Origin of the sequence: Rhodococcus mengyinensis (assembly GCF_048381435.1) — a bacterium.
Taxonomy (GTDB): Bacteria; Actinomycetota; Actinomycetes; order Mycobacteriales; family Mycobacteriaceae; genus Rhodococcus_F; species Rhodococcus_F opacus_D.
The window spans coordinates 433,884-454,156 of sequence record NZ_JBLWIT010000038.1 but is presented as its reverse complement, the minus strand read 5'-3'; the positions used below and the strand labels follow the sequence as shown (position 1 = coordinate 454,156).

The 20,273-nt window shown below is 68.3% G+C and carries 19 protein-coding genes; 10 read left to right on the top strand and 9 right to left on the bottom strand.

Annotated elements, in window-relative coordinates:
* The first annotated feature begins 13 nt into the window (after window positions 1-13).
* Together ACNJ7E_RS06855 and hutC are read left to right on the top strand one after the other, a co-directional pair.
* Window positions 14-4,708 carry an NAD-glutamate dehydrogenase gene (locus tag ACNJ7E_RS06855; protein WP_418339443.1) on the top strand — a complete coding sequence of 1,565 codons (4,695 nt, stop codon included), beginning with the start codon at window positions 14-16 and terminating at the stop codon, window positions 4,706-4,708.
* 99 nt (window positions 4,709-4,807) lie between these two features.
* On the top strand, window positions 4,808-5,575 hold the full coding sequence (gene hutC, locus ACNJ7E_RS06850) for a histidine utilization transcriptional repressor HutC (RefSeq protein WP_280778906.1): 768 nt from the start codon (window positions 4,808-4,810) through the stop codon (window positions 5,573-5,575).
* Between the two features lie 25 nt (window positions 5,576-5,600).
* On the opposite strand, the gene ACNJ7E_RS06845 is transcribed toward hutC, so the two are convergent.
* A complete protein-coding gene (locus ACNJ7E_RS06845) occupies window positions 5,601-6,194 on the bottom strand; it encodes a PadR family transcriptional regulator (RefSeq protein WP_418339442.1) in 594 nt (197 codons plus the stop codon).
* Between the two features lie 137 nt (window positions 6,195-6,331).
* On the opposite strand from ACNJ7E_RS06845, the gene ACNJ7E_RS06840 reads away from it, so the two are divergent.
* Both ACNJ7E_RS06840 and ACNJ7E_RS06835 read left to right on the top strand, forming a co-directional pair.
* Window positions 6,332-7,558 carry a glycosyltransferase family 87 protein gene (locus ACNJ7E_RS06840; RefSeq protein WP_418339441.1) on the top strand — a complete coding sequence of 409 codons (1,227 nt, stop codon included), beginning with the start codon at window positions 6,332-6,334 and terminating at the stop codon, window positions 7,556-7,558.
* Between the two features lie 115 nt (window positions 7,559-7,673).
* Window positions 7,674-7,955: a DUF2277 domain-containing protein gene (locus ACNJ7E_RS06835; RefSeq protein ID WP_072938852.1), complete on the top strand. Its 282-nt coding sequence runs from the start codon at window positions 7,674-7,676 to the stop codon at window positions 7,953-7,955.
* Window positions 7,956-8,090: 135 nt separating this feature from the next.
* On the opposite strand, the gene ipdC is transcribed toward ACNJ7E_RS06835, so the two are convergent.
* Genes ipdC through echA20 form a run of 4 tightly spaced genes read right to left on the bottom strand, consistent with a single transcriptional unit; the run spans window position 8,091 to window position 11,579 of the window.
* A complete protein-coding gene (ipdC, locus tag ACNJ7E_RS06830) occupies window positions 8,091-9,152 on the bottom strand; it encodes a (3aS,4S,5R,7aS)-5-hydroxy-7a-methyl-1-oxo-octahydro-1H-indene-4-carboxyl-CoA dehydrogenase (protein WP_418339440.1) in 1,062 nt (353 codons plus the stop codon).
* A complete protein-coding gene (gene ipdB / locus ACNJ7E_RS06825) occupies window positions 9,149-9,910 on the bottom strand; it encodes a cholesterol ring-cleaving hydrolase subunit IpdB (protein WP_418339439.1) in 762 nt (253 codons plus the stop codon). Before ipdB ends, ipdC begins: the two co-directional genes overlap by 4 nt.
* Window positions 9,907-10,797 (bottom strand): cholesterol ring-cleaving hydrolase subunit IpdA, encoded by an 891-nt coding sequence (ipdA, locus tag ACNJ7E_RS06820; protein WP_418339438.1) that lies wholly within the window; start codon window positions 10,795-10,797, stop codon window positions 9,907-9,909. The genes ipdB and ipdA overlap by 4 nt, the downstream gene beginning before the upstream one ends.
* Window positions 10,798-10,802: 5 nt before the next feature.
* A complete protein-coding gene (echA20, locus tag ACNJ7E_RS06815) occupies window positions 10,803-11,579 on the bottom strand; it encodes a (7aS)-7a-methyl-1,5-dioxo-2,3,5,6,7,7a-hexahydro-1H-indene-carboxyl-CoA hydrolase (protein ID WP_418339437.1) in 777 nt (258 codons plus the stop codon).
* 114 nt (window positions 11,580-11,693) lie between these two features.
* Between echA20 and ACNJ7E_RS06810 the strand changes: the two genes are divergently transcribed.
* The 6 genes from ACNJ7E_RS06810 (at window position 11,694) to ACNJ7E_RS06785 (ending at window position 17,608) form a co-directional block, all read left to right on the top strand.
* Window positions 11,694-12,476, top strand: coding sequence for an SDR family oxidoreductase (locus ACNJ7E_RS06810; protein ID WP_418339436.1), 783 nt, complete (start codon window positions 11,694-11,696; stop codon window positions 12,474-12,476).
* Window positions 12,473-13,387: an SDR family oxidoreductase gene (locus ACNJ7E_RS06805; protein ID WP_418339435.1), complete on the top strand. Its 915-nt coding sequence runs from the start codon at window positions 12,473-12,475 to the stop codon at window positions 13,385-13,387. The genes ACNJ7E_RS06810 and ACNJ7E_RS06805 overlap by 4 nt, the downstream gene beginning before the upstream one ends.
* A 201-nt stretch (window positions 13,388-13,588) precedes the next feature.
* On the top strand, window positions 13,589-14,452 hold the full coding sequence (locus ACNJ7E_RS06800) for an LLM class F420-dependent oxidoreductase (RefSeq protein WP_280778897.1): 864 nt from the start codon (window positions 13,589-13,591) through the stop codon (window positions 14,450-14,452).
* Between the two features lie 89 nt (window positions 14,453-14,541).
* Complete coding sequence (locus tag ACNJ7E_RS06795; RefSeq protein ID WP_418339434.1) at window positions 14,542-15,789, top strand: glycosyltransferase family 4 protein; 1,248 nt, start codon at window positions 14,542-14,544, stop codon at window positions 15,787-15,789.
* On the top strand, window positions 15,783-16,523 hold the full coding sequence (locus ACNJ7E_RS06790) for a class I SAM-dependent methyltransferase (RefSeq protein ID WP_418339433.1): 741 nt from the start codon (window positions 15,783-15,785) through the stop codon (window positions 16,521-16,523). Before ACNJ7E_RS06795 ends, ACNJ7E_RS06790 begins: the two co-directional genes overlap by 7 nt.
* Window positions 16,520-17,608, top strand: coding sequence for a prenyltransferase/squalene oxidase repeat-containing protein (locus tag ACNJ7E_RS06785; RefSeq protein ID WP_418339432.1), 1,089 nt, complete (start codon window positions 16,520-16,522; stop codon window positions 17,606-17,608). Before ACNJ7E_RS06790 ends, ACNJ7E_RS06785 begins: the two co-directional genes overlap by 4 nt.
* On the opposite strand, the gene ACNJ7E_RS06780 is transcribed toward ACNJ7E_RS06785, so the two are convergent.
* The 4 genes from ACNJ7E_RS06780 to ACNJ7E_RS06765 are packed head-to-tail and all read right to left on the bottom strand — an operon-like array spanning window position 17,584 to window position 20,256.
* Entirely contained in the window at window positions 17,584-18,246 is a 663-nt protein-coding gene (locus ACNJ7E_RS06780; protein ID WP_280778893.1) for a class I SAM-dependent methyltransferase, read from the bottom strand. The two genes, ACNJ7E_RS06785 and ACNJ7E_RS06780, sit on opposite strands and share 25 nt — an antisense overlap.
* Window positions 18,243-18,635 carry a carboxymuconolactone decarboxylase family protein gene (locus tag ACNJ7E_RS06775; protein WP_005244588.1) on the bottom strand — a complete coding sequence of 131 codons (393 nt, stop codon included), beginning with the start codon at window positions 18,633-18,635 and terminating at the stop codon, window positions 18,243-18,245. The genes ACNJ7E_RS06780 and ACNJ7E_RS06775 overlap by 4 nt, the downstream gene beginning before the upstream one ends.
* Entirely contained in the window at window positions 18,632-19,507 is an 876-nt protein-coding gene (locus tag ACNJ7E_RS06770) for an NAD(P)-dependent oxidoreductase (RefSeq protein ID WP_418339431.1), read from the bottom strand. The genes ACNJ7E_RS06775 and ACNJ7E_RS06770 overlap by 4 nt, the downstream gene beginning before the upstream one ends.
* Window positions 19,504-20,256 carry an SDR family oxidoreductase gene (locus ACNJ7E_RS06765; RefSeq protein ID WP_280778891.1) on the bottom strand — a complete coding sequence of 251 codons (753 nt, stop codon included), beginning with the start codon at window positions 20,254-20,256 and terminating at the stop codon, window positions 19,504-19,506. The genes ACNJ7E_RS06770 and ACNJ7E_RS06765 overlap by 4 nt, the downstream gene beginning before the upstream one ends.
* Between the last annotated feature and the right edge of the window lie 17 nt (window positions 20,257-20,273).

Below are 20,273 nucleotides of genomic sequence, written 5' to 3'. Positions count from 1 at the left end.
GGAAGGTACTGACATGAGAGTAATTTCGACGTCCTCACATTCGCTCGAGCGCGATGAACAGCAGTTTTCCGCTCCGGAAGTGCCCGAGCGTTTCCGCGACCTCTACCTCCGCACCGCCGGTCATCCCACCGCCGACGGCGCAGATCCGCAGGCGCGTGATCGCATCGCGAACACGCATCTCGAGACCGGGTGGAACCGGAACCCCGGGACCGCGGTGGTGCGCGGAATCGACGCCGCAGACCCCAGCGAGATCGGGCCCGCGGTGCAGATCGTCACCGACGACATGGCCCTGCTCGTCGAATCGGTACTGCTGACCGCGGCCAGGGTCGGCGCCCCGATCGAGGAGGTGCTGCATCCGGTCCTCGTCGCCCGCCGCTCGGAGTCGGGCACCCTCACCGACCTTCTGCCGATCTCCGACTCCGGGACGGCGGAGTCGTGGATTCACGTGGGTCTGCGCTCGGACACGCCGGACGCCGTCGTCGCGGAACTGGTCGAGGCGCTGCACACCGTCCTCGCCGACGTGCGCCGGGTCGACCGGGATCTGGCGCGCATGCGCGAACTGCAGATCCAGGTCTCCGACCAACTCGACTCGCAGACTGGGCAGGACTCACTGTCCGAAGAACTCCGCGAGGCCGCCGACTTCCTGCGGTGGTGCGAGGCGGGCAACTTCACCGTCCTTGGATACGCGCGGTACGGCGCCGACGGCGCACCCGAGGAGAGTCTCGGCGTGCTCCACGACCGGGAGGACGATCGGGCGCCGGCCACGGAACCCGGTCCCGTCCTGGCGATCGGGCAGGCCGCGCTTCCGGTGTCCGTGCACCGGTCGTCGTACCCGTCGGTGGTCGGGGTTCGGGCCGGAGGAATGGAGCACCGCTTCGTCGGCGCGTTCACCCCCGCGGGCAGGCACGAAAACGTCCTGGACATCCCGGGTGCGGGACGCCGGGTGCGGGCCCTGCTCGACCGTGCCGGCTTCGACATCGACTCCTTCTCCGGGCAGGCCGTCCTGCAGGTCGTGCAGGCGCTGCCGCTGACCGAGTTGTTCGCGGCGAGCCCGGACTCGCTGCATTCGGCCCTCACCGAGGTCGCCGGCATCACCGCGCGCGAGCACATTCACCTCTTCCTGCGCACGGACGTCCCGGGCGAGAGCATGTCGGCGCTGGTGTTCATTCCCCGCGATCGATACAACACGCGGACGCGTCTGGCGGCCCAGCGCGTCCTGCTGGACGAACTGGACGGCACGGCAGTCGAATACACCACGAACGTGTCCGAGTACCCGCTGGCGATGGTGCACTTCACGATGCGGGTCCCGGCGGACACCGAGGTGACGGACACCCGGCGACTGGAGATTCAGCGTCGAATCTCCCGGGCCTGCCGGACCTGGGACGACCGGTTCCGCGACGAACTCGACACAGCCGAACGTGATCTCCTCGCCCATTATTCGGAGCATTTCCCGGAGGTGTACAAGCACGATTTCGACGCCCGGCGCGCCCACGCCGATCTGGTGGTGTTCGAGAGACTGACGGACGGCGCGATCGACACGCGGCTCGACGCGAACGCGGCGGACTGGCGCTTCACCTTCTTCGTCGGCGGTGCATCCGCCTCCCTCAGCGATGTTCTCCCGATCCTGCAGAGCATGGGGGTCGCGGTCCTCGACGAGCGCCCGTACACGGTCGCGAACAGTCGCGGAACGGTGTGCTGGATGTACGAGTTCGGGATCCGCTACGCGTCACCGGGGCCGGTGGACGACGCGCTGCCGCGCCGCTTCACGGAGACGTTCGCCGCGGCCTGGGCATCTCGCGCCGAGACGGACAGCTTCAACGAACTCGTACTCCGCGCGGGCCTGGACTGGCGTGAGGTGGAGGTGCTGCGGGCGTACGCGCGGTACCTGCGTCAGGGTGGATTCCCGTACAGCCAGAACCACATCGCGACGGTTCTCGGTGATCATCCGGAGATCTCCCAGGCACTGATCCGGCTGTTCGCCGCGAGGTTCGATCCGGACGGCACTGATCCGGACGGCGCCGAGGAATGCGGTGAACTGATCGCGTCGCTGGAAACGGCGATCGGCGACGTCCTCGGCCTGGACGCCGACCGCATCCTGCGCGCCTACCTGAACGTGGTCCTGGCGACGCTGCGCACCAACCGCTACGCCCCCTCCGGCCGGGAACGTCAGGTCCTGTCGTTCAAGTTCGATCCGCAGCGCATCCCGGAACTGCCGCAGCCGCGGCCCCGCTTCGAGATCTACGTCTACTCGCCGTGGGTCGAGGGCGTGCACATGCGGTTCGGCGCCGTGGCACGGGGAGGCCTGCGATGGTCCGACCGCAAGGAGGACTTCCGCACCGAGGTGCTCGGCCTGGTGAAGGCGCAGGCGGTCAAGAACTCGGTGATCGTGCCCGTCGGCGCGAAGGGCGGGTTCGTCGTCGCGCGCCCGCCTGCTCCCACCGGCGACCCGCTGCGCGATCGCGACGCCCAGCGCGCGGAGGGGGTTCGCTGCTACCGCAGCTTCATCAGCGGACTGCTGGACGTCACCGACAACGTGGACCTCGCGACCGGTGCCGTGATCCCGGCGCCGCGGGTGGTGCGGCACGACGGCGACGACACGTACCTCGTCGTCGCCGCGGACAAGGGCACCGCGACGTTCTCCGACATCGCCAACGACGTTGCAGCACAGTACGGGTTCTGGCTGGGTGACGCATTCGCATCGGGCGGATCCGTCGGCTACGACCACAAGGCGCTCGGCATCACCGCCCGGGGTGCGTGGGAGAGCGTGAAGCGGCACTTCCGCGAAATGGGTGTCGACACCCAGTCGCAGGAGTTCACGGCCGTCGGGATCGGCGACATGAGCGGCGACGTGTTCGGCAACGGAATGCTCGCGAGCCCGCACATCCGGCTCGTCGCCGCATTCGACCACCGGCACGTGTTCCTCGACCCGAACCCCGACGCGGCCACATCCTTCGCGGAACGGGAACGGCTCTTCGCGCTGCCGCGGTCGTCGTGGGCGGACTATGCGCCCGGTCTGATCAGCGCCGGCGGCGGTGTGTGGGAACGAACGAGGAAGAGTGTTCCGATCAGCGAGGAGGCGCGGCGCGCACTCGGACTGAGCCCCGGGACCACCGAACTGTCCCCACCCGACCTCGTCCGCGCGATCCTGCGGGCACCGGTGGACCTGCTGTGGAACGGCGGCATCGGAACATACGTGAAGTCGGGCACCGAAACCCATCTCGACGTGGGGGACAAGGGTAACGACGGCGTCCGCGTCGACGGTTCCGACGTCCGGGCCCGGGTGGTCGGTGAGGGCGGCAACCTCGGCTTCACCCAGCTGGGACGTATCGAATTCTCCCGCTCCGGAGGGCGGATCAACACGGACGCTCTCGACAACTCGGCGGGCGTCGACTGCTCCGACCACGAGGTCAACATCAAGGTTCTGCTCGACGCCCTGGTCAGCGGCGGCCGTCTCGCTGCCGACGACCGTGCGGGTCTGCTCGCCGAGATGTCCGGGGAGGTGTCGCGTCTCGTGCTCTCCGACAACGTCGCCCAGAACGACGTGCTGGGCACGTGCCGCGCCGACGCCGCCGCGTCCCTCACGGTGCACGGACGGCTCATCGGCCATCTGGAAGGCCGCTACGGTCTGGACCGCGCCATCGAGGTGCTGCCGTCCAGGAAGGAGATCGCCGCCCGGGAGCGGGCGGAGGCGGGACTCACCTCGCCCGAACTCGCGACCCTCATGGCGCACGTGAAGCTGGCGCTGAAGTCGGACCTGCTGGCCGGCGACCTGCCCGACAGCCCGGCATTCTCGGACGCACTCGCCGGGTACTTCCCGCGCAGGCTCCGGGAGTCCTTCGGTGACGCCATCGGCGACCATCCGCTGCGCCGGGAGATCGTCGCGACGGTCCTCACCAACGACGTCGTCGACAACGGCGGCATCACCTACGCCTTCCGGCTGGGCGAGGAGGCCGGGGCGAGCAGCGCCGACGCCGTGCGGGCGTTCGCCGTGGTGTCGGCCGTGTTCGACCTGCCGTCGCTCCGGCGCGACATCCGGGACGCCGACCTCGACGCCGCGCTCTCGGACGACCTCACGCTGTTCACCCGGCGGCTGCTCGACCGGGCGTCGCGCTGGATGCTGACCCGCAGACCCCAGCCGCTCGCGGTCGGGGCGGAGATCGCCCGGTTCCGTGACCGCGTCGCGGACCTGACACCGCACGTCGCGGGCTGGCTCTGCGGAGAGGACGCGGAGAACCTCCGGAGTCGCACGGCCGCGCTGGTGGCCCGTGGTGTCCCCGCGGACCTGGCCGGGCGGGTGCAACTGCTCCTGGACCGGTTCGCGCTGCTGGACATCGTCGAGATCGCCGACATCACCCAACGCGATCCCCGCGAAGTGGCCGAGGTGTACTACCGGCTCGGGGAGTGCCTCGGGTTGGTGCACCTCCTGGTGGGGGTCTCGCAGCTGGGACGGGGAACCCGGTGGAACGCGCTGGCCCGGTTGTCGTTGCGTGACGAGTTGTACGACACGGTCCGGGCACTGTGCCTCGACGTGATCTCGGGCAGTGAAGTGGTGGACACGGCGGAACAGAAGATCGGGGAGTGGGAGGACCGCAACGCGGCCCGGCTGGCGCGTGCTCGCCACACGCTCGATGCCGTCACGGAATCGGGGGAGCACGACCTGGCGGCCCTCTCCGTCGCAACCCGGCAACTGCGCAGCATGGTGAGGTGACACGAGGCGCACCGCGCGATGAGGGTTTACCCGTGCAGTCGGCCGATAGACTGCAACGGCCGACTGCACGGGAAGTTCATCGGTGTTGCAGAGGGATGGGTGTCAGTGGTGGAGATCGCAGTAGTCGACGCGGAGCTTGCTGCGTTGTACAACGGACCGGGGACGGAGTCGGCCCCGGCGTACGAACGCGTCAAGCAGTTGATCGTGTCGCAGATCAATGCCGGCCGCTGGCAGGAGGGCGATCAGCTGCCCTCGGAGAATCAGCTCGTCGGCGCTCTCGGCCTCTCCCGCATGACCATCAACCGCGCGCTGCGCGAACTCAGCGCCGAGGGGCTCGTGGTGCGCCTGATGGGTGTGGGGACGTTCGTGGCGGCCACGAAGACGGCGTCGCCGCTGTTCGAGGTCAAGAACATCGCGGACGAGATCCAGCAACGCGGACACCGCCATCGAACCGAAGTGGTGTACGTGCGTGAGGAAGACGCCGATCCGGCCAACGCCTTCATCCGGGATTCGATCCGCGGCAAGGTGTTCCACTCGCTGATGATCCACTACGAGGACGACACACCGATCCAGCTCGAAGACCGGTTCGTCAATCCCGCCGAGGCGCCCGGGTACCTCGAACAGGACTTCACCCAGCAGACGCCCAATCATTATCTGAGCGTGGAAGCTCCCCTGACGAGGGGCGAGCACGTCGTCGAAGCGATCCTCGCGTCGCCCGAGGAATGCCGGCTCCTCCACATCGAGCGCACCGAACCGTGCCTGATGATCCGGCGCCGCACGTGGTCCTCGCGGGGGCTCGTCAGCGCCGCGCGTCTCGTCCATCCCGGATCGCGGAATCGTCTCGAAGGGACGTTCGGGACCGGCTGACCGGGGTAGATGCTGAATCGGAGGCTCACGGCCGCGTGTCCTTCGTCTGCGGTGCGGGCCACGTGAGGCGGCCCGCCTGGATGTCGGAGATCGTCGACGCGATCCAGGCGAGTTCGCCCCGCGAAGCGTGGAGTGCGTAGTCCGCTTCGACGACGAACAGCGCGGGCACTCCGCCATCGAGCGCTCGGGTGAGCCCTGCCTCGTCGGATTCGATTCTCGCGGTGAGTCGTTCGGCGCGTTCGGTGAGCGCGTCGACGGCGCCCTCACGTCCCAGCGCGCCGAGGTAGCTGATCGCCGCGAAGAACGGGGAGAACTCTCGTGCGGCACTGCGGATCTGGAAGTCGAGCCGACTCACGAGTTCCGCGTGCCCGGCCTCGGTGAGGGCGTAGACGGTGCGGGCGGGCCGACCTTCCCGTTGCGCACGTTCGTGTTCCTCGATCCAGCCCGCCGAGGCGAGGGCCGCGACCACATTGTTCAGCGAGCCGCGATTGAGCGGCCACTGGCCCTCCTCGCTGCGCTCGCGCAGCGTGACCTCCAACTGATACGGGTGCATCGGCGATTCGAGGAGCAGGCCGAGCACCGGCAGGACGAGGGGATTGTCGAGGACGCGCGCAGGCATGGTTGAAATATATCAGTCTAAATAAACCATGACAAGGCGCGCGGTTCGGGCATCGCGACCTCGCCTTTGTCACGATTGGGTCACGGCCCGCTACGGTGGATCGTTGACCACGACGCCGATCATGAAAGAACAAATTCTTGTTACAGAGTGAATCGAAGTTCAGGGCTTATCGTCTCCACGCCGTCACGCTCCTCGTGGGCGTCCTCTCCTTGGGTGCGGTGGCCTACCGAGAGTTCGACGCGGCAACGGGCTACCTGATGGACCTCTCCGTGTTCCGCGACGCCGGCTACGCCTTCGTCAGCGGCCTGCCGCTCTACTCCGCGGACTTCCCGAGCAGCTCCGGGTTCAGGTTCATCTACGCACCCTTCGCGGCGATCCTCTTCGCGCCGATGGCGGAGATCGACCCCGCGGTCCTGCAGGCGCTGTGGTGCGCCCTCAACCTCGGGCTCGTGTGGTGGATGGTCAAGGCGGCGCTGTCGAAGCTCGACGTCGCACGCCCCGAACTTCTCGCTCTGCTGTCGATGGGCCCGGTGCTTCTCCTCGAACCGATGCGCTCGAACTTCGACTTCGGTCAGATCAACATCATCCTGATGGCACTGGTGGTCGCCGACTGCACCGGTGCGATCCCGAAGAGGTTCCGCGGAGTCGCGATCGGTCTCGCCGCGGCCGTCAAGATCACCCCGGCGGCCTTTCTCCTGGTCCTGCTCGTCCGCCGCGACTTCCGCTCGATCGGGCGATCCCTCGCCACGATCCTGGTCACCGTCGGCCTCGGCTTCTGGCTGCTACCGCAGTCGTCGGTGTGGTTCTGGACCACCGAATTCTTCGCCACCGGCCGTGCGGGCGCGCCCGACTTCTTCCGCAACCAGGCCGTCACCGGCGTCATCGCGCGGCTCGGGGCGGAAGGCCGGCTGGCCAGCATTCTCTGGGTGCTCAGCGCGGCCGTCATCGTGTCCGCCGCGGCGTGGTCGGCGTACCGCTTTACCCGTTCCGGTGAGCACCTGATCGCGCTGTCGATCGTCGCCCTGGCATCGCTGCTCGCCGCGCCGTTCGCCGTCACCCACCACTGGGCGTACAGCATCCTGCTGATCCCGATCCTGATCGCACCGCAGTACCGCAGCTGGCGACCCCTGATCGGCGCCGCGACCCTGATCTTCCTGATCGGCCCGAACTTCGTCCTGCAGTCCTCGTCGTCCGGCTGGGTGGAGGCGGCCGTGCGTGAGGTGATCGGAAGCTCGCAGTGCCTCATCGCGCTGGTCCTGCTCGGCGCGGCCGTCGTGGCCGCACGGTCCCGCACCCCGCTCCCGGACGTCGAGACGGACGTCGTGCCCGCGGACGAAGACGCGCTGGAGCCCGCCCGCAGCTGAGGCAGCGCCACCCCGGCGGGCGAATGTACCTTCCGGCGCCTCAGGTGCGCCGAAAGGTACATTCGCCCAGCGCCGAGGAGCCGCGGAGACGGCCGGGCGGCGCTATCGTCGAAACATGTGCCGAAACATCACCGAGCTGCGCGGACTCGAACCGGCGGCCACCGCGGAGGAGATCGAGGCGGCGGCGCGTCAGTACGTCCGGAAGGTCAGCGGGATACAGAAGCTGTCGGACGCCAACCGTGAGCCCTTCGAGGAGGCGGTAGCCGTCGTCACCGAGGCCACCACGAAGCTGCTCGCGGCACTGCCGGCGCGGAAGCAGCCGCCGCAGACGGTACCTCCGCTGCGACGGCCGGAGGTCCGGGCGCGCATCGCGGCGAAGGCCGCGTCATCCAGCTGAGCGCGGCGAAGGCCGCGTCATCCAGCTGAGCGCGGCGAAGGCCGCGTCATCCAGCTGAGCGCGGCGAAGGCCGCCGCCTCTTAGCCGGACGAACGGGACGCTCGTTGAGTCAGATCGAACGAGCGTCCCGTTGGTTCAGGTGCGGAGGGCGCCGAGTGCGTCGATGCGTTTGATGGCGTCGGCGACGATGCCGTCGATGAGGTCCTTGCAGGTGGGTAGGTCGTCGAGTAGTCCGACGACCTGTCCGGAGGCGAGGACGCCGGCGTGGGTGTTGCCGTCGACGAGCCCGGCTTTGAGCAGCATCGGGGTGTTGGCGGCCATGATGATCTGCTGCCAGGTGCGGTCGCTGGACTTTTTCATGGCGAGGCCGTCTTTGACGAGCGTCGACCATTTCATGCCGGTCATGGTCTTGAACTTGGATGCGTTGCGGGCGGCGGCGGCCAGGCCGCGGATGTTGCCGGAGTGTTCGAGGCTGTTGACGAGGTCGGTGTTGAGGACCCGGTGGGGCATGCCGTCGACCTTGCGGGAGACGGTGGTGTCCTGCAGTCCCCGGGCGAGGTATTGCTGTTTGACGGAGTCGGGGACCGTCGATTCCTGGGTGAGCAGGAAGCGGGTGCCCATCGCGACGCCGGCGGCGCCGTAGGCGAGGGCGGCGGCGAGTCCGCGTCCGTCGTAGAAGCCGCCGGCGGCGACGACGGGGATGTCGACGGCGTCGAGCACCGAGGGCAGCAGCAGGGTGGTGGCCACGGGGCCGGTGTGCCCGCCGCCCTCGCCGCCCTGCACGATCACGGCGTCGGCGCCCCACGAGGCGACTTTCTTGGCGTGTTTGGCGGCGCCGATCGACGGGATGACGACCACGCCGGCGGCTTTGAGCTTCGCGATCAGTTCCTGTTTCGGTGCCAGCGCGAACGACGCGACGCGCACGTTCTCCCGGATGAGCAGGTCGATGCGTTGCGGGGCGTCGGTGGCGTCGGCGCGGATGTTGACCCCGAACGGTTGGTCGGTGAGGGTCTTGGTCTTCGCGATCGCCGATTCGAGTTCGGTGTAGGTCATCGTCGCCGATGCCAGGATGCCGAGGCCGCCGGCGTTGGCGGTGCCGGCGACGAGTCGCGGTCCGGCCACCCAGCCCATCCCGGTCTGGACCACCGGGTGCTGCACGCCGACCAGCTCGGTCAGTGCGGTGCGGAGGGTGCTCATGCCGACACCTCCCGGTCGCGCAGGCTGCGGGGGTCGAGGACCTCGCGGATCAGCTGTAGTTCTTCGTTGGTGGGTGCGCGGGTGGCGCCGGCGTCGGCGAGCCGTGCCACCTCGAACGAGGTGTTCTCGGCGACCTGGTCGGCGGTGACGCCGGGGTGCAGCGACAGCGCCCGGAACGTGTGGTCGGGTCCGCCGAAGTCGAACACCCCGAGGTTGCTCACCACCCGGTGCAGGTGGTGGAACCGGTAGGCGGGGTTTTCCGGGTCGATCTGGTCGTAGCCGACGCCCGAGACGATGTCGACCTTGTCGCAGAACACCCGCGAGGTGTGCTTGCCCACCCAGTAGCTGGTGGGGTGGTTGATCGTGTTGCCGGGGGCGCCGCGGACGCCGAACATCTGCCGTGTCGGCTGCTGCAGCGGACCGAACGCCGACAGGTTCTGGTTGCCGTGCCGGTCGATCTGGTTGGCGCCCATCACCACGTGCCGCCGGCCGGAGGCGACGACGTCGAATACCTTCCGGAACGGCATCCAACCCTCGATCGGGGCCTTCGCGCCGACGGCGGGGGTGTCCGCGAAGATCAGGGCCTCGCCGTCGGTGATCAGCAGGTCGGGTTCGGTGGTCAGTCGCGCGAGGCGGGCGCCGATCAGGGGCAGGGTCGCCATCGGGCTGGCCATGATCTCGCCTGCCCCGGAGAAGATTTCGGCGCACGCGATCGCGCAGTACTCCGCGCGGGTGACTTCGGTGATCGTCTCGCTCATGCCTGCTCCTCTGCAAATTTCTTCACGGCGGCCTGGTAGTCGTCCTCGCTGCCGGACAGGTAGGTGGCGACGAACTGCTGCCACGCCTCGGGGGTCTTCGCCGATTCGGCGTAGTGGCGCTGGAACTTCTCGTCGCGGCCGTAGCTGTCTCCGGCGAGGGTGAAGTGGGCGCCGTTCGGTGCCTCGACCACGCCGTCGACCATCATGCGGTTGAGGATGAGGTTCTGCAGTGGAACGGTTTTCACCAGTTCCTCGGTCTCCACCACGCGTTCGACGGAGACGAACCGCTTCTCGGCGGCCGCGCAGTACAGGTCGTCGAAGTAGGGGTCGACTCCGGTGTAGGCGGCGTTGCCGTGCTTGTCGCCGAGGTTCAGATGAACCAGTGCCGCATCGAGATTCAGGGCCGGCATCGCGATCAGCGTCTCCGACTTGCCGGACGCGTCCGGGTAGGGGGAGGTGACGGTGCGCAGTTCGTCGCCCCAGAAACCTCGGACGTCGGAGCCGAGCCCGGCGCGGATCGGCAGGAACGGCAACCGGGCGGCGGCGGCCTCGAGGCCGCACTTGACCATGCCCTCGTCCATTTCGCGGACCTCGATCTCACCCGCGGTCCGCGCCTTCGCGAACCACGGGTCGTAGAACGGGGCCGAATCGAGGGACACGAAGCCGTAGTACGCCTTCCTGACTTTGCCCGCCGAGCACAGCAACCCCAGGTCGGGGCCGCCGTAGGTGACGACGGTGAGGTCGGTGACGTCCGAGCGCAGCAGCGCCCGGATCAGCGCCATCGGTTTGCGGCGCGAACCCCAGCCGCCGATGCCGATGGTCATTCCGCTGCGCAGTTCCCCGACCGCGTCGTCGAGCGACATCCTCTTGTCGCGTTTGCTCGCCATCGATGTCAGCCTTTCCTGGTGTTCGAGTTCGAGCGGGGCTTGCCGGTTTCGACGAACTCGTCGCGGTGCTCGTCCGCGACACCGGCCAGGTTGAGTTCGAAGGTGTAGCCCTGTTCGAGGCGGTAACTGGTCTTCACGTCGACGGGGTCGATGCCGTTGATGGCTTCTTTGGCGCAGCGGATGACCCGGGTGTCCTTGGCCGCGATCGTGGCGGCGATGTCGCGGGCGGTGTCGTCGAGTTTCTCGCGCGGCACCACCTCGTACACCGATCCGAAGTGCTGGAGTTGCTGGGCGGTGACGTTCTGCGCCGTGTAGTACAGCGTGCGCATCATGTGCTGGGGGACGAGTCGGGCGAGGTGGGTGGCGGCGCCGAGTGCGCCGCGGTCGACCTCGGGCAGTCCGAAGACGGCGTCGTCGGACGCGACGATCACGTCGGCGTTCCCGACCAGGCCGACGCCGCCGCCGACGCAGAATCCGTTGACCGCGACCACGACGGGCACGGCGCAGTCGTAGACGGCGGCGAACGCGGCCGCGCAGCCCCGGTTGGCGTCGACCAGCGCGCCGTAACCGTCGGTGGCCTGCATTTCCTTGATGTCGACGCCGGCGTTGAACCCGCGTCCCTCCGCTCGCAGGATCACCACGTGGGTGTCCGGATTCCGGCCCGCGTCGAGTACGGCGTCGGCCAACTCGAACCAGCCCCGGGACGGGATGGCGTTCACGGGCGGGTAGTCGACGGTGACCGTGGTGATGCCGTCTCCGTCGGTGGTGGAGGTGATGCCCATGGCATGTTCCTAACGTCTTGTACCGAACCAAGCGATTGCTTGGTAAGTTAGCACATGTGCGGGACGGAGAGCTCTGAGCTGGGCCTGCGAGAACATGCAACAGCGGAGGTATTCGTGGATTCAGGTCTGAACGGGGCGATCGTGCTCGTGACCGGCGGTGTTCGCGGGGTGGGCGCCGGCATCAGCCGCACCTTCCTGCGGGCGGGCGCGACGGTGGTGGCCTGCGCCCGCCGGCCGGGGGAGGCGCCGGTGGAGGTGGACGGCCGGGCGGTCGAATTCCTGCCGTGCGACATCCGTGATCCGGAGCAGGTGCAGGGTCTCGTCGACCGGATCGTCGAGCGGCACGGCCGGCTCGATGTCCTGGTCAACAATGCCGGCGGCGCACCGTTCGCGCTCGCCGCGGATGCGAGTCCGAAGTTCCACTCCAAGATCGTCGAGCTGAATCTGCTCGCCCCGCTGCTGGTGTCGCAGGTCGCGAATGCGGTGATGCAGAAGCAGGATTCGGGCGGTGCGATCGTGAACATCTCCAGCGTCAGCGGCTCGCGACCGTCGCCCGGCACCGCGGCGTACGGTGCGGCGAAGGCGGGGGTCGACAGTCTCACCGGCAGTCTCGCGGTCGAGTGGGCGCCCAAGGTGCGGGTCAACTCGGTGGTCGTCGGCCTGGTCCGCACCGAACTCGCGCATCTGCACTATGGCGACGAGGCGGGGATCGCGGCGGTCGGGGACACGGTCCCGCTGGGCCGGATGGCCTGCCCCGAGGACATCGGCAACTGCGCGGTGTTCCTGGCTTCACCGCTGGCGGCGTACGTCAGCGGTTCGACACTGACCGTCCACGGCGGCGGAGAACGTCCCGCCTTCCTGGCGGCAGCGACAGCATCTACAGAGGAGAAGGCATGAGTGGAGTGGTCGACGGTCGCGTCGTCATCGTGACGGGCGCCGGACGCGGAATCGGACGCGCCCATGCGCTGGCGTTCGCCGCCGAGGGCGCCAAGGTGGTGGTCAACGACATCGGAGCCGGTGTCGACGGTTCCGCCACCGGGGAGAGTCCGGCCGAGCGGGTGGTCGCGGAGATCGTCGCCGCGGGCGGCGAGGCCGTCGTCAACGGTGACGACGTCGCGGACTGGGCCGGCGCCGAGAACCTGATCAACACCGCCATCGGCACGTACGGGCGCCTGGACGTGCTGGTGAACAATGCCGGGTTCCTGCGCGACCGCATGCTCGTCGGGATGAGCGAGCAGGAGTGGGACGCCGTCGTGCGCGTCCATCTGAAGGGGCATTTCGCGACGCTGCGCCACGCCGCCGCGTACTGGCGGGCCGAGGCGAAGGCGGGCAACCCGGTCGACGCCCGGATCGTCAACACCAGTTCCGGTGCCGGACTGCAGGGTTCGATCGGACAGGGCAATTACGCCGCCGCGAAGGCGGGGATCGCGGAGATGACCATTCAGGCGGCCGCGGAGTTGAAGAACTACGGCGTCACCGTCAACGCGATCGCCCCGGCCGCACGCACCCGGATGACGGTCGGCGCGGGCGGCGCGATGGCGGAGGCGATGGCCGCGCCCGAGGAGGGGTTCGACGCGATGGCGCCGGAGAACATCTCCCCGCTCGTCGTGTGGCTGGGCAGCACGGAGTCGAAGGACGTCACCGGACGCGTGTTCGAGGTGGAGGGAGGCAAGATCACCGTCGCCGAGGGCTGGCGGCACGGCCCCACCCAGGACAAGGGTGCGCGCTGGGAACCGAAGGAGATCGGGCCCGTCGTCGCCGACCTCCTCGCCAAGGCCGAAACCCCGCTCCCGGTCTACGGCGCCTGAGCAGGTGAGTGGCGACGTGTGCGGGGGCACGCATTGCCACTCACCTGCACCGGACGAACGGGACGCTCGTTGCCTCAGATCGAACGAGCGTCCCGTTCATCCGGCTGCGCGGAGAACTGGAGAGTTGTTTGGACACATTGATAAACAGGTGTCCAGAAGTTAGTGTGCAAGAAGGAAAAGGCTCACGGCCAAGGAGAATTCGTGAAATTCGGCATTACGTTGTTTACGAGTGACCGCGGGATCGGGCCGGCCTCGGCTGCGAGGGGTGCAGAGGCAAACGGATTCGACTCGTTCTACGTGCCCGAGCACACGCACATTCCGGTGAAACGCGATGCGGCGCATCCTCAGACGGGCGACGCGTCGCTGCCCGACGACCGCTACATGCGCACCCTCGACCCGTGGGTGGCGCTGGCGTCGGCGTCGGCGGTCACGGAGCGGATCGAACTGGGGACGTCGGTGGCGCTACCGGTCGAGCACGACCCGATCACGCTGGCCAAGACGATCGCCTCCCTCGACCACCTCAGCGGCGGACGGGTCATCCTCGGCGTGGGGTACGGGTGGAACCTCGACGAGCTCACCGATCACAACGTTCCGCCCGGACGACGCCGGACGATGCTGCGCGAGTACCTCGAGGCGATGCGTGCGCTGTGGACGCAGGACGAGGCGTCCTACGACGGCGAGTTCGTGAGCTTCGGTCCGAGCTGGGCGTGGCCCAAGCCGTCCCGGGTGCCTCCGGTGATCGTCGGCGCCGCCGGCAACGACAAGAACTTCCGATGGATCGTGAAATCGGCCGACGGGTGGATGACCACTCCGATCGAGCAGGACATCGACGACCGCGTCGCCTCGCTACGACGGATGTGGAGGGAGGCCGGCCGGGACGGCGAACCGCGGATCGTCGTGCTCGACGGCAAGCCGGACGTGGACAAACTGCGGCGGTGGAAGGACCTCGGCGTCACCGAGGTCGTGTACGGACTGCCCGACCGGAGCGAGGAGGACGTCCTGGCGTACCTGGGGCGCCTGTCCGGAAAACTCGAGGGATTGCGCGAGTCGACCGCGGTGGGATGAGTAAGTGCGGTTGGATGGGATGAGGGCACACCCGAGTAGGAACGTGTTCTAGTATTGCTTGCCAACTGCTCGAGGAGAGGCCGAAGTCCGTGCGCATCGCACTCTTGTCGTATCGAAGCAAGCCCCACTGTGGTGGGCAGGGTGTGTACGTACGCCATCTCAGCCGTGAGCTGGTCGAACTCGGCCATCAGGTCGAGGTGTTCTCGGGGCAGCCGTACCCGGACGTCGACCCGCGGGTGACGCTGACGAAGGTCCCCAGCCTCGACCTGTATCGCGAGCCGGATCCGTTCAGAACGCCGCACCCGCGCGAGTTCCGCGACGCCGTCGACGTGCTCGAGGTCGCGACCATGTGGACGGCCGGGTTCCCGGAGCCGCTCACGTTCAGCCTCCGTGCCGCGCGACTGCTGAAGGAGCGCGCCGACGAGTTCGACGTGGTGCACGACAACCAGTGCCTCGGCTACGGGCTGCTGCAACTCCAGAAGGCCGGACTCCCCGTCGTCGCCACCATCCACCACCCGATCACCCGCGACCGCGAGCTGGACCTGGCGTCGGCGAAGTGGTGGCGCAAGGTGACGGTCCGGCGCTGGTACGGATTTCTGCGGATGCAGAAGCGGGTGGCGGGTGCCATCCCCACGCTGCTGACGGTGTCGCAGTCCTCCGCCGACGACATCAGCGCGGCCTTCGACGTACCCGCCGGCAACCTGCAGACCATCCCGCTGGGTGTGGACACCGAGGTCTTCCGACCCCCGGCCGCCGCACGGGTTCCGGGCCGCGTCGTGTGCGTCGCCAGCGCCGACATGCCCCTCAAGGGGGTGTCGACGCTCCTCGAGGCGGTCGCGAAGGTGCACACCGAGCGCGCCGTCGAACTGGTGCTGGTCACCAAGCTCGCACCCGGGGGAGTGACGGAGAAGCTCATCGAGGAGCTGGCCATCGGCGACGTCGTCCGGACGGTGTCGGGTATCGACGACGCCGAACTGGCGTCGCTGCTGGCATCGGCCGACGTCGCGTGCGTTCCGTCGCTGTACGAGGGCTTCTCGCTGCCTGCCGTCGAGGCGATGGCGTGCGGCACCCCGCTGGTGGCGAGCCGCGCCGGCGCCATTCCCGAGGTGGTGGGAACGGACGAGGAGGCGTGTGTGCTCGTGACGCCCGGCGACCCCCAGGAACTCGCGGACGTGCTGGGCGCGTTACTCGATGATCCGCAGCGCCGGGCCCGGCTCGGTGACGGTGGCCGTCGACGCGTGCTCGAGCGCTACAGCTGGGCCGCCGTGGCCGCGAAAACCGCGCAGACCTATGCCGATGCGATAGCGCAGACCCGTCAAGGAGGCCGACCGTGCTGACCGTGGACTTCGACCGGCTGGGTGTGAAGCCCGGCGACAAGGTGATCGACATCGGGGCGGGCGCCGGTCGGCACTCGTTCGAGCTGTATCGACGCGGCGCCGACGTCATCGCCTTCGACCAGAACGCCGACGAACTCGCGGACGTCGAGAAGATGTTCGTGGCGATGGCCGAGGTCGGTGAGGTCCCCGCGGGAGCGTCGGCTCGGGTGGAGGTCGGCGACGCGCTGAACCTGCCGTACGAGGATGCGACGTTCGACGTGGTCCTCATCTCCGAGGTCCTCGAACACGTACCGCGCGACGGCCGGGCCATCGCCGAGCTGAGCCGCATCCTCAAGCCGGGTGGTGTTGCGGCGGTGACGGTTCCGCGGTGGCTGCCGGAGAAGATCTGCTGGGCGCTGTCCGACGCGTACCACGAGGTGGAGGGTGGCCACGTCCGCATCTACCGCGCCGACGAGCTGGCGGAGAAGCTGACGGCCGCCGGCCTGCAGGTCCGGGGCCGGGATCACGCCCACGCCCTGCATTCGCCGTACTGGTGGCTCAAGTGCGCGGTCGGGGTGGAGAACAACGACAACCCCCTCGCGAAGGCGTATCACCAGGTTCTGGTGTGGGACATGATGAAAGCCCCCTGGCTCACGCGCACCGCCGAGAAGGTCCTCAACCCTGTGGTCGGCAAGAGCGTCGTGTTCTACCTCGAGAAGCCGAGGGAACCGAGCGTGGTGAAGGCGCCGCGGTGAGAGCCGCCGGCGTCCCGTCGGTACCGAACGTGTTGTCGGAGAGCCAGGTCAGGCAGACAGCACGGTCGATCGCGGCAGCGCAGGAGTCGTCGGGGGCGCTGCCGTGGTTTCCCGGTGGGCACACCGACCCGTGGGATCACGTCGAATCCGCCATGGCACTCACCGCCGCCGGCCTGATCGACGAGGCGGAGGGCGCGTACGAGTGGTCGCGGCGCACGCAACGACCGGACGGTTCGTGGCCGATGACGTTCCGCGACGGGGCCGTGGAGAATCACGATTCCGACAGCAACTTCTGCGCCTACCTCGCGGTGGGGGTGTGGCACCACTACCTCGTCACCGGTGACCGGAATTTCGTCGACGCCCTGTGGCCGTCCGTGCAGGGCGGTCTCGATTTCGTCGTCGACATGCAGTCGTCGAGCGGCGAAATCTGGTGGGCCCGCGGCGAGAACGGACAGGACTGCCCCGAGGCGCTGCTGACCGGGAACTCCAGCATTCACCACAGCCTGCACTGCGGGCTGCTCCTCGCGCGGCTGGTCGACGACCCGCAGCCGGAATGGGAGTTCGCGAAATACACCCTGGGTCACGCGATCAGGCAGCACCCGGAGTCGTTCGCGATCAAGGACGAATACTCGATGGACTGGTACTACCCGATCCTCGGGGGCGCAGTCCGCGGTGAGGTCGCGTCGGATCGCATCGCGTCGCGGTGGGACGACTTCGTGGTCGAGGGGCTCGGCATCCGCTGCGTGGACCACCGGCCGTGGGTGACCGGCGCCGAAACGTGTGAACTGGTGCTGGCGCTCGACGCGATGGGAGAACACAGCCGCGCGCTCGCACAGTTCGCTGCCATGCAGCACCTGCGGGATCCGGACGGCTCGTACTGGACGGGGCTCGTCTACAGCGACGGCAAGCGGTGGCCGGTCGAACAGACCACGTGGACGGGCGGGGCGATGATCCTCGCCGCGGACGCGCTGTCCCGCACCACGCCCGGACACGGAATCTTCCGGGACGCGGCGCTGCCCGTGGGACTACCGATCGGCCTCGACCGCTGCGGCGACTACTGTCACGCCAGCGGTTCGCCCGTCTGACCGCCCACCCGCTCGAGAACGCGCAGCGACCCGGTGACGGACGTCTCCTTGAATTGCCCTGTCCCCAAGGCCCGTTCGTAGATCTCGAACGGCGGGCGTCCGCCGTCCGCCGGGTCCGGGAACACGTCGTGGATCACCAGGGCGCCGCCGACGTTCACCCACGGCGCCCACCCCCCGAGATCCGCCGACGCCGCCTCCGACGTGTGGCCGCCGTCGATGAACACGAAGTTCACGGGAGTGCGCCAGAACGTCGCCACCGTCGACGACCGGCCCAGCACACCCACGACGTAGTCCTCGAGCCCGGAATCGGCCATCGTGTGCCGGAACCGGCCGACCGTGTCGAGCAGGCCGGTATGCGGGTCGACGAACGCCGGTTCGTGATATTCCCAGCCGGGCTGATGCTCCTCGGAACCGTGATGGTGATCGATCGTGACGATGCGGGCGGCCCGCGCCTTTGCCGCCGCCCCGAGATAGATCGTCGAACGACCGCAGTACGTGCCGATCTCGACGCCCACCCCGCCGGGAGACAGGTACTGCATCGCGGCCTCGTGCAGGGCCGTCCCCTCGTCCTCCGGCATGAATCCGGGCGTGGAGTCGGCGAGTCGGAGAAGCTCTGGTGTCAGGTGTTCGGTGCTCATGTGGCCTCTGCGTCCGGGGCGGCCGCTCTGGCCGCTTTCTTCCGCTTGTGTAGCACCCCGCCGATCATCGAGTCGAGTTTCGTCCCCAACGGCCAGCCCACGTAGTGGCACAGGAACAGCGCGATCTCCCGGAGTTGGTCCTCGTCCAGTTCCTCGTTGTGCAGGGCCGCCCCCACCTGGATCTCGGCGACGTCGACGAGCCCCTGCGCGGTGAGGGCACCGAGGAGGAGAAGCCGGCGGTCGCGGATGCTCAGCCCGGGCCGCGACCAGATGTCGGCGAACAGGTGGTCGGCGGTGACGGCGAAATGCGCGCCGGGTCCGTCCTGCATCTCGAATCCGTAGACCTTCTCCATCATGGCCAGTCCACGGGTGCGGGTGTCGTCGGTCATGGTTGCTCCTTCTTGTCCACGGTGCTGTCGACGCCGAGTCCCGGTCCCAGGCCCGTGAGCGCGAGTCGTGCGAGCGGCAGCGCGACGTCGAGTCGTTCGCCGAGCGCGATCGCCAGCGACAAATCCTTCTCCCCGAGGTCGCGGACGTGGGTCATGATCGGGTACCAGTTGTCGTTCTCGTCGAGAGCGTCGGTGGTGTCGCGGAGCATGATCGCTCCGGCACCACCGGTGATCGCGTCGGTGTGCCGGACGACCTTGCCGAGTTCGGTGATGTCGAGACCGGCGGCCTCGGCGAGCCGTTGCGCCTCGGCGGCGGCCGTGAACGAGATGAAATGCAGAAGGTTGCGGGCCAGCTTCATTCGGGTACCCGCGCCCACGTCTCCGGCATGGACGACGAGTTCGGCCCAGTGCCCGAACGGCTCCCGCACCTTCTCGAACGCGTCGTCGCCCGCCCCGACCATCACTGCGAGCTTCCCCTTGTGGGCGCCGGGTGCGCCGCCACTCACGGGCGCGTCGATCAGGTCGACGCCGTGCGCACGGCAACGGTCGGCGAGTTCGACGGCGGTGACGTCGCTGATGGTGGAATGCACTGCCACGACGGTGCCCGGCCGCGCGGTGTCGAGGAGCTGTGTGACGACCGCGCGCACCTGCTCGTCGTTCAGCACGGTCACGGAGATGACGTCCGCGTTCTCCGCCACCTCCCGCGGACTCGACGTCACCTTCGCGCCCGCCTTGCCGAACGGTTCCAGCGCCTCCGGCCGGGTGTCGCACACGATGAGCCCGCCGGGGCGGTCCAGCAGCCGCTTGGCCATGGGCGCACCCATGTCGCCGAGGCCGATGTAGCCGACGGATACCTGCTCGGTCGTGGTCATGATCGAAAAATCTGTCCGCCGTCGACGTTGAAGATCTGCCCGGTGATCCAGCTCGCCTCGTCGGAGAGCAGGAACAGGCAGGCGCCGACGAGGTCGTCGGGGGTGCCCATCCGCTTCAGCGGCAACGTCTTGACCATGTCTGCCACCATATTTCCCGGCGTGACGGTGCGAGTGGCTTCGGTGTCGATCGGTCCGGGCGCGATGGCGTTGACCCGGATGTTCATGCCACCCACCTCGTGGGCGAGTTGCTGGGTGAGGCCGTTGATCCCGACCTTCGCGAGTCCGTAGAAACCCGAGTACAGCCAGGCGGCCGTGGACGACTGGTTGACGATCGACCCGCCACCGCCGCTGTTCATGTGCGGCCACACCGCGCGGGTCACGTTGAGGGCGCCGTCGAAGTTCACGGCCATGAACTTCTTGTAGTAGTCCCACGGCACGGTGATGAGGAGATCGAGCTTCATGCCGCCGTAGATCGCGGCATTGTTCACGAGATGGTCGATGCCGCCGAACTTCTCGACCGTGAACTCGGCGAGTTGCTTCGCCGAGTCCTCGTCGGCGACGTCGACATCCTTGAACACCGCAGTCCCGCCGTCCGCGCTGATCTGCTTGGCCACCGTCTGGCCGAGCTCCGCATTGAGATCGGCCACCACCACGTTCGCGCCCTCGCGGGCGAGGGCGCGCGCGTAGCCCTCGCCGATGCCCTGCGCGGCGCCAGTGACGATGGCGGTCTTCCCGTCGAAACGTCCCATATCGATTGACTCCTGTG

Excerpts from the sequence above, each read along its gene's own strand:
- ACNJ7E_RS06855 (WP_418339443.1), top strand. The coding sequence starts at position 14 with ATGAGAGTAATTTCGACGTCCTCACATTCGCTCGAGCGCGATGAACAG.
- ACNJ7E_RS06845 (WP_418339442.1), bottom strand. The coding sequence starts at position 6,194 with ATGCCTGCGCGCGTCCTCGACAATCCCCTCGTCCTGCCGGTGCTCGGC.
- ACNJ7E_RS06835 (WP_072938852.1), top strand. The coding sequence starts at position 7,674 with ATGTGCCGAAACATCACCGAGCTGCGCGGACTCGAACCGGCGGCCACC.
- ipdC (WP_418339440.1), bottom strand. The coding sequence starts at position 9,152 with ATGAGCACCCTCCGCACCGCACTGACCGAGCTGGTCGGCGTGCAGCAC.
- ipdB (WP_418339439.1), bottom strand. The coding sequence starts at position 9,910 with ATGAGCGAGACGATCACCGAAGTCACCCGCGCGGAGTACTGCGCGATC.
- ipdA (WP_418339438.1), bottom strand. The coding sequence starts at position 10,797 with ATGGCGAGCAAACGCGACAAGAGGATGTCGCTCGACGACGCGGTCGGG.
- echA20 (WP_418339437.1), bottom strand. The coding sequence starts at position 11,579 with ATGGGCATCACCTCCACCACCGACGGAGACGGCATCACCACGGTCACC.
- ACNJ7E_RS06805 (WP_418339435.1), top strand. The coding sequence starts at position 12,473 with ATGAGTGGAGTGGTCGACGGTCGCGTCGTCATCGTGACGGGCGCCGGA.
- ACNJ7E_RS06780 (WP_280778893.1), bottom strand. The coding sequence starts at position 18,246 with ATGAGCACCGAACACCTGACACCAGAGCTTCTCCGACTCGCCGACTCC.
- ACNJ7E_RS06775 (WP_005244588.1), bottom strand. The coding sequence starts at position 18,635 with ATGACCGACGACACCCGCACCCGTGGACTGGCCATGATGGAGAAGGTC.
- ACNJ7E_RS06770 (WP_418339431.1), bottom strand. The coding sequence starts at position 19,507 with ATGACCACGACCGAGCAGGTATCCGTCGGCTACATCGGCCTCGGCGAC.
- ACNJ7E_RS06765 (WP_280778891.1), bottom strand. The coding sequence starts at position 20,256 with ATGGGACGTTTCGACGGGAAGACCGCCATCGTCACTGGCGCCGCGCAG.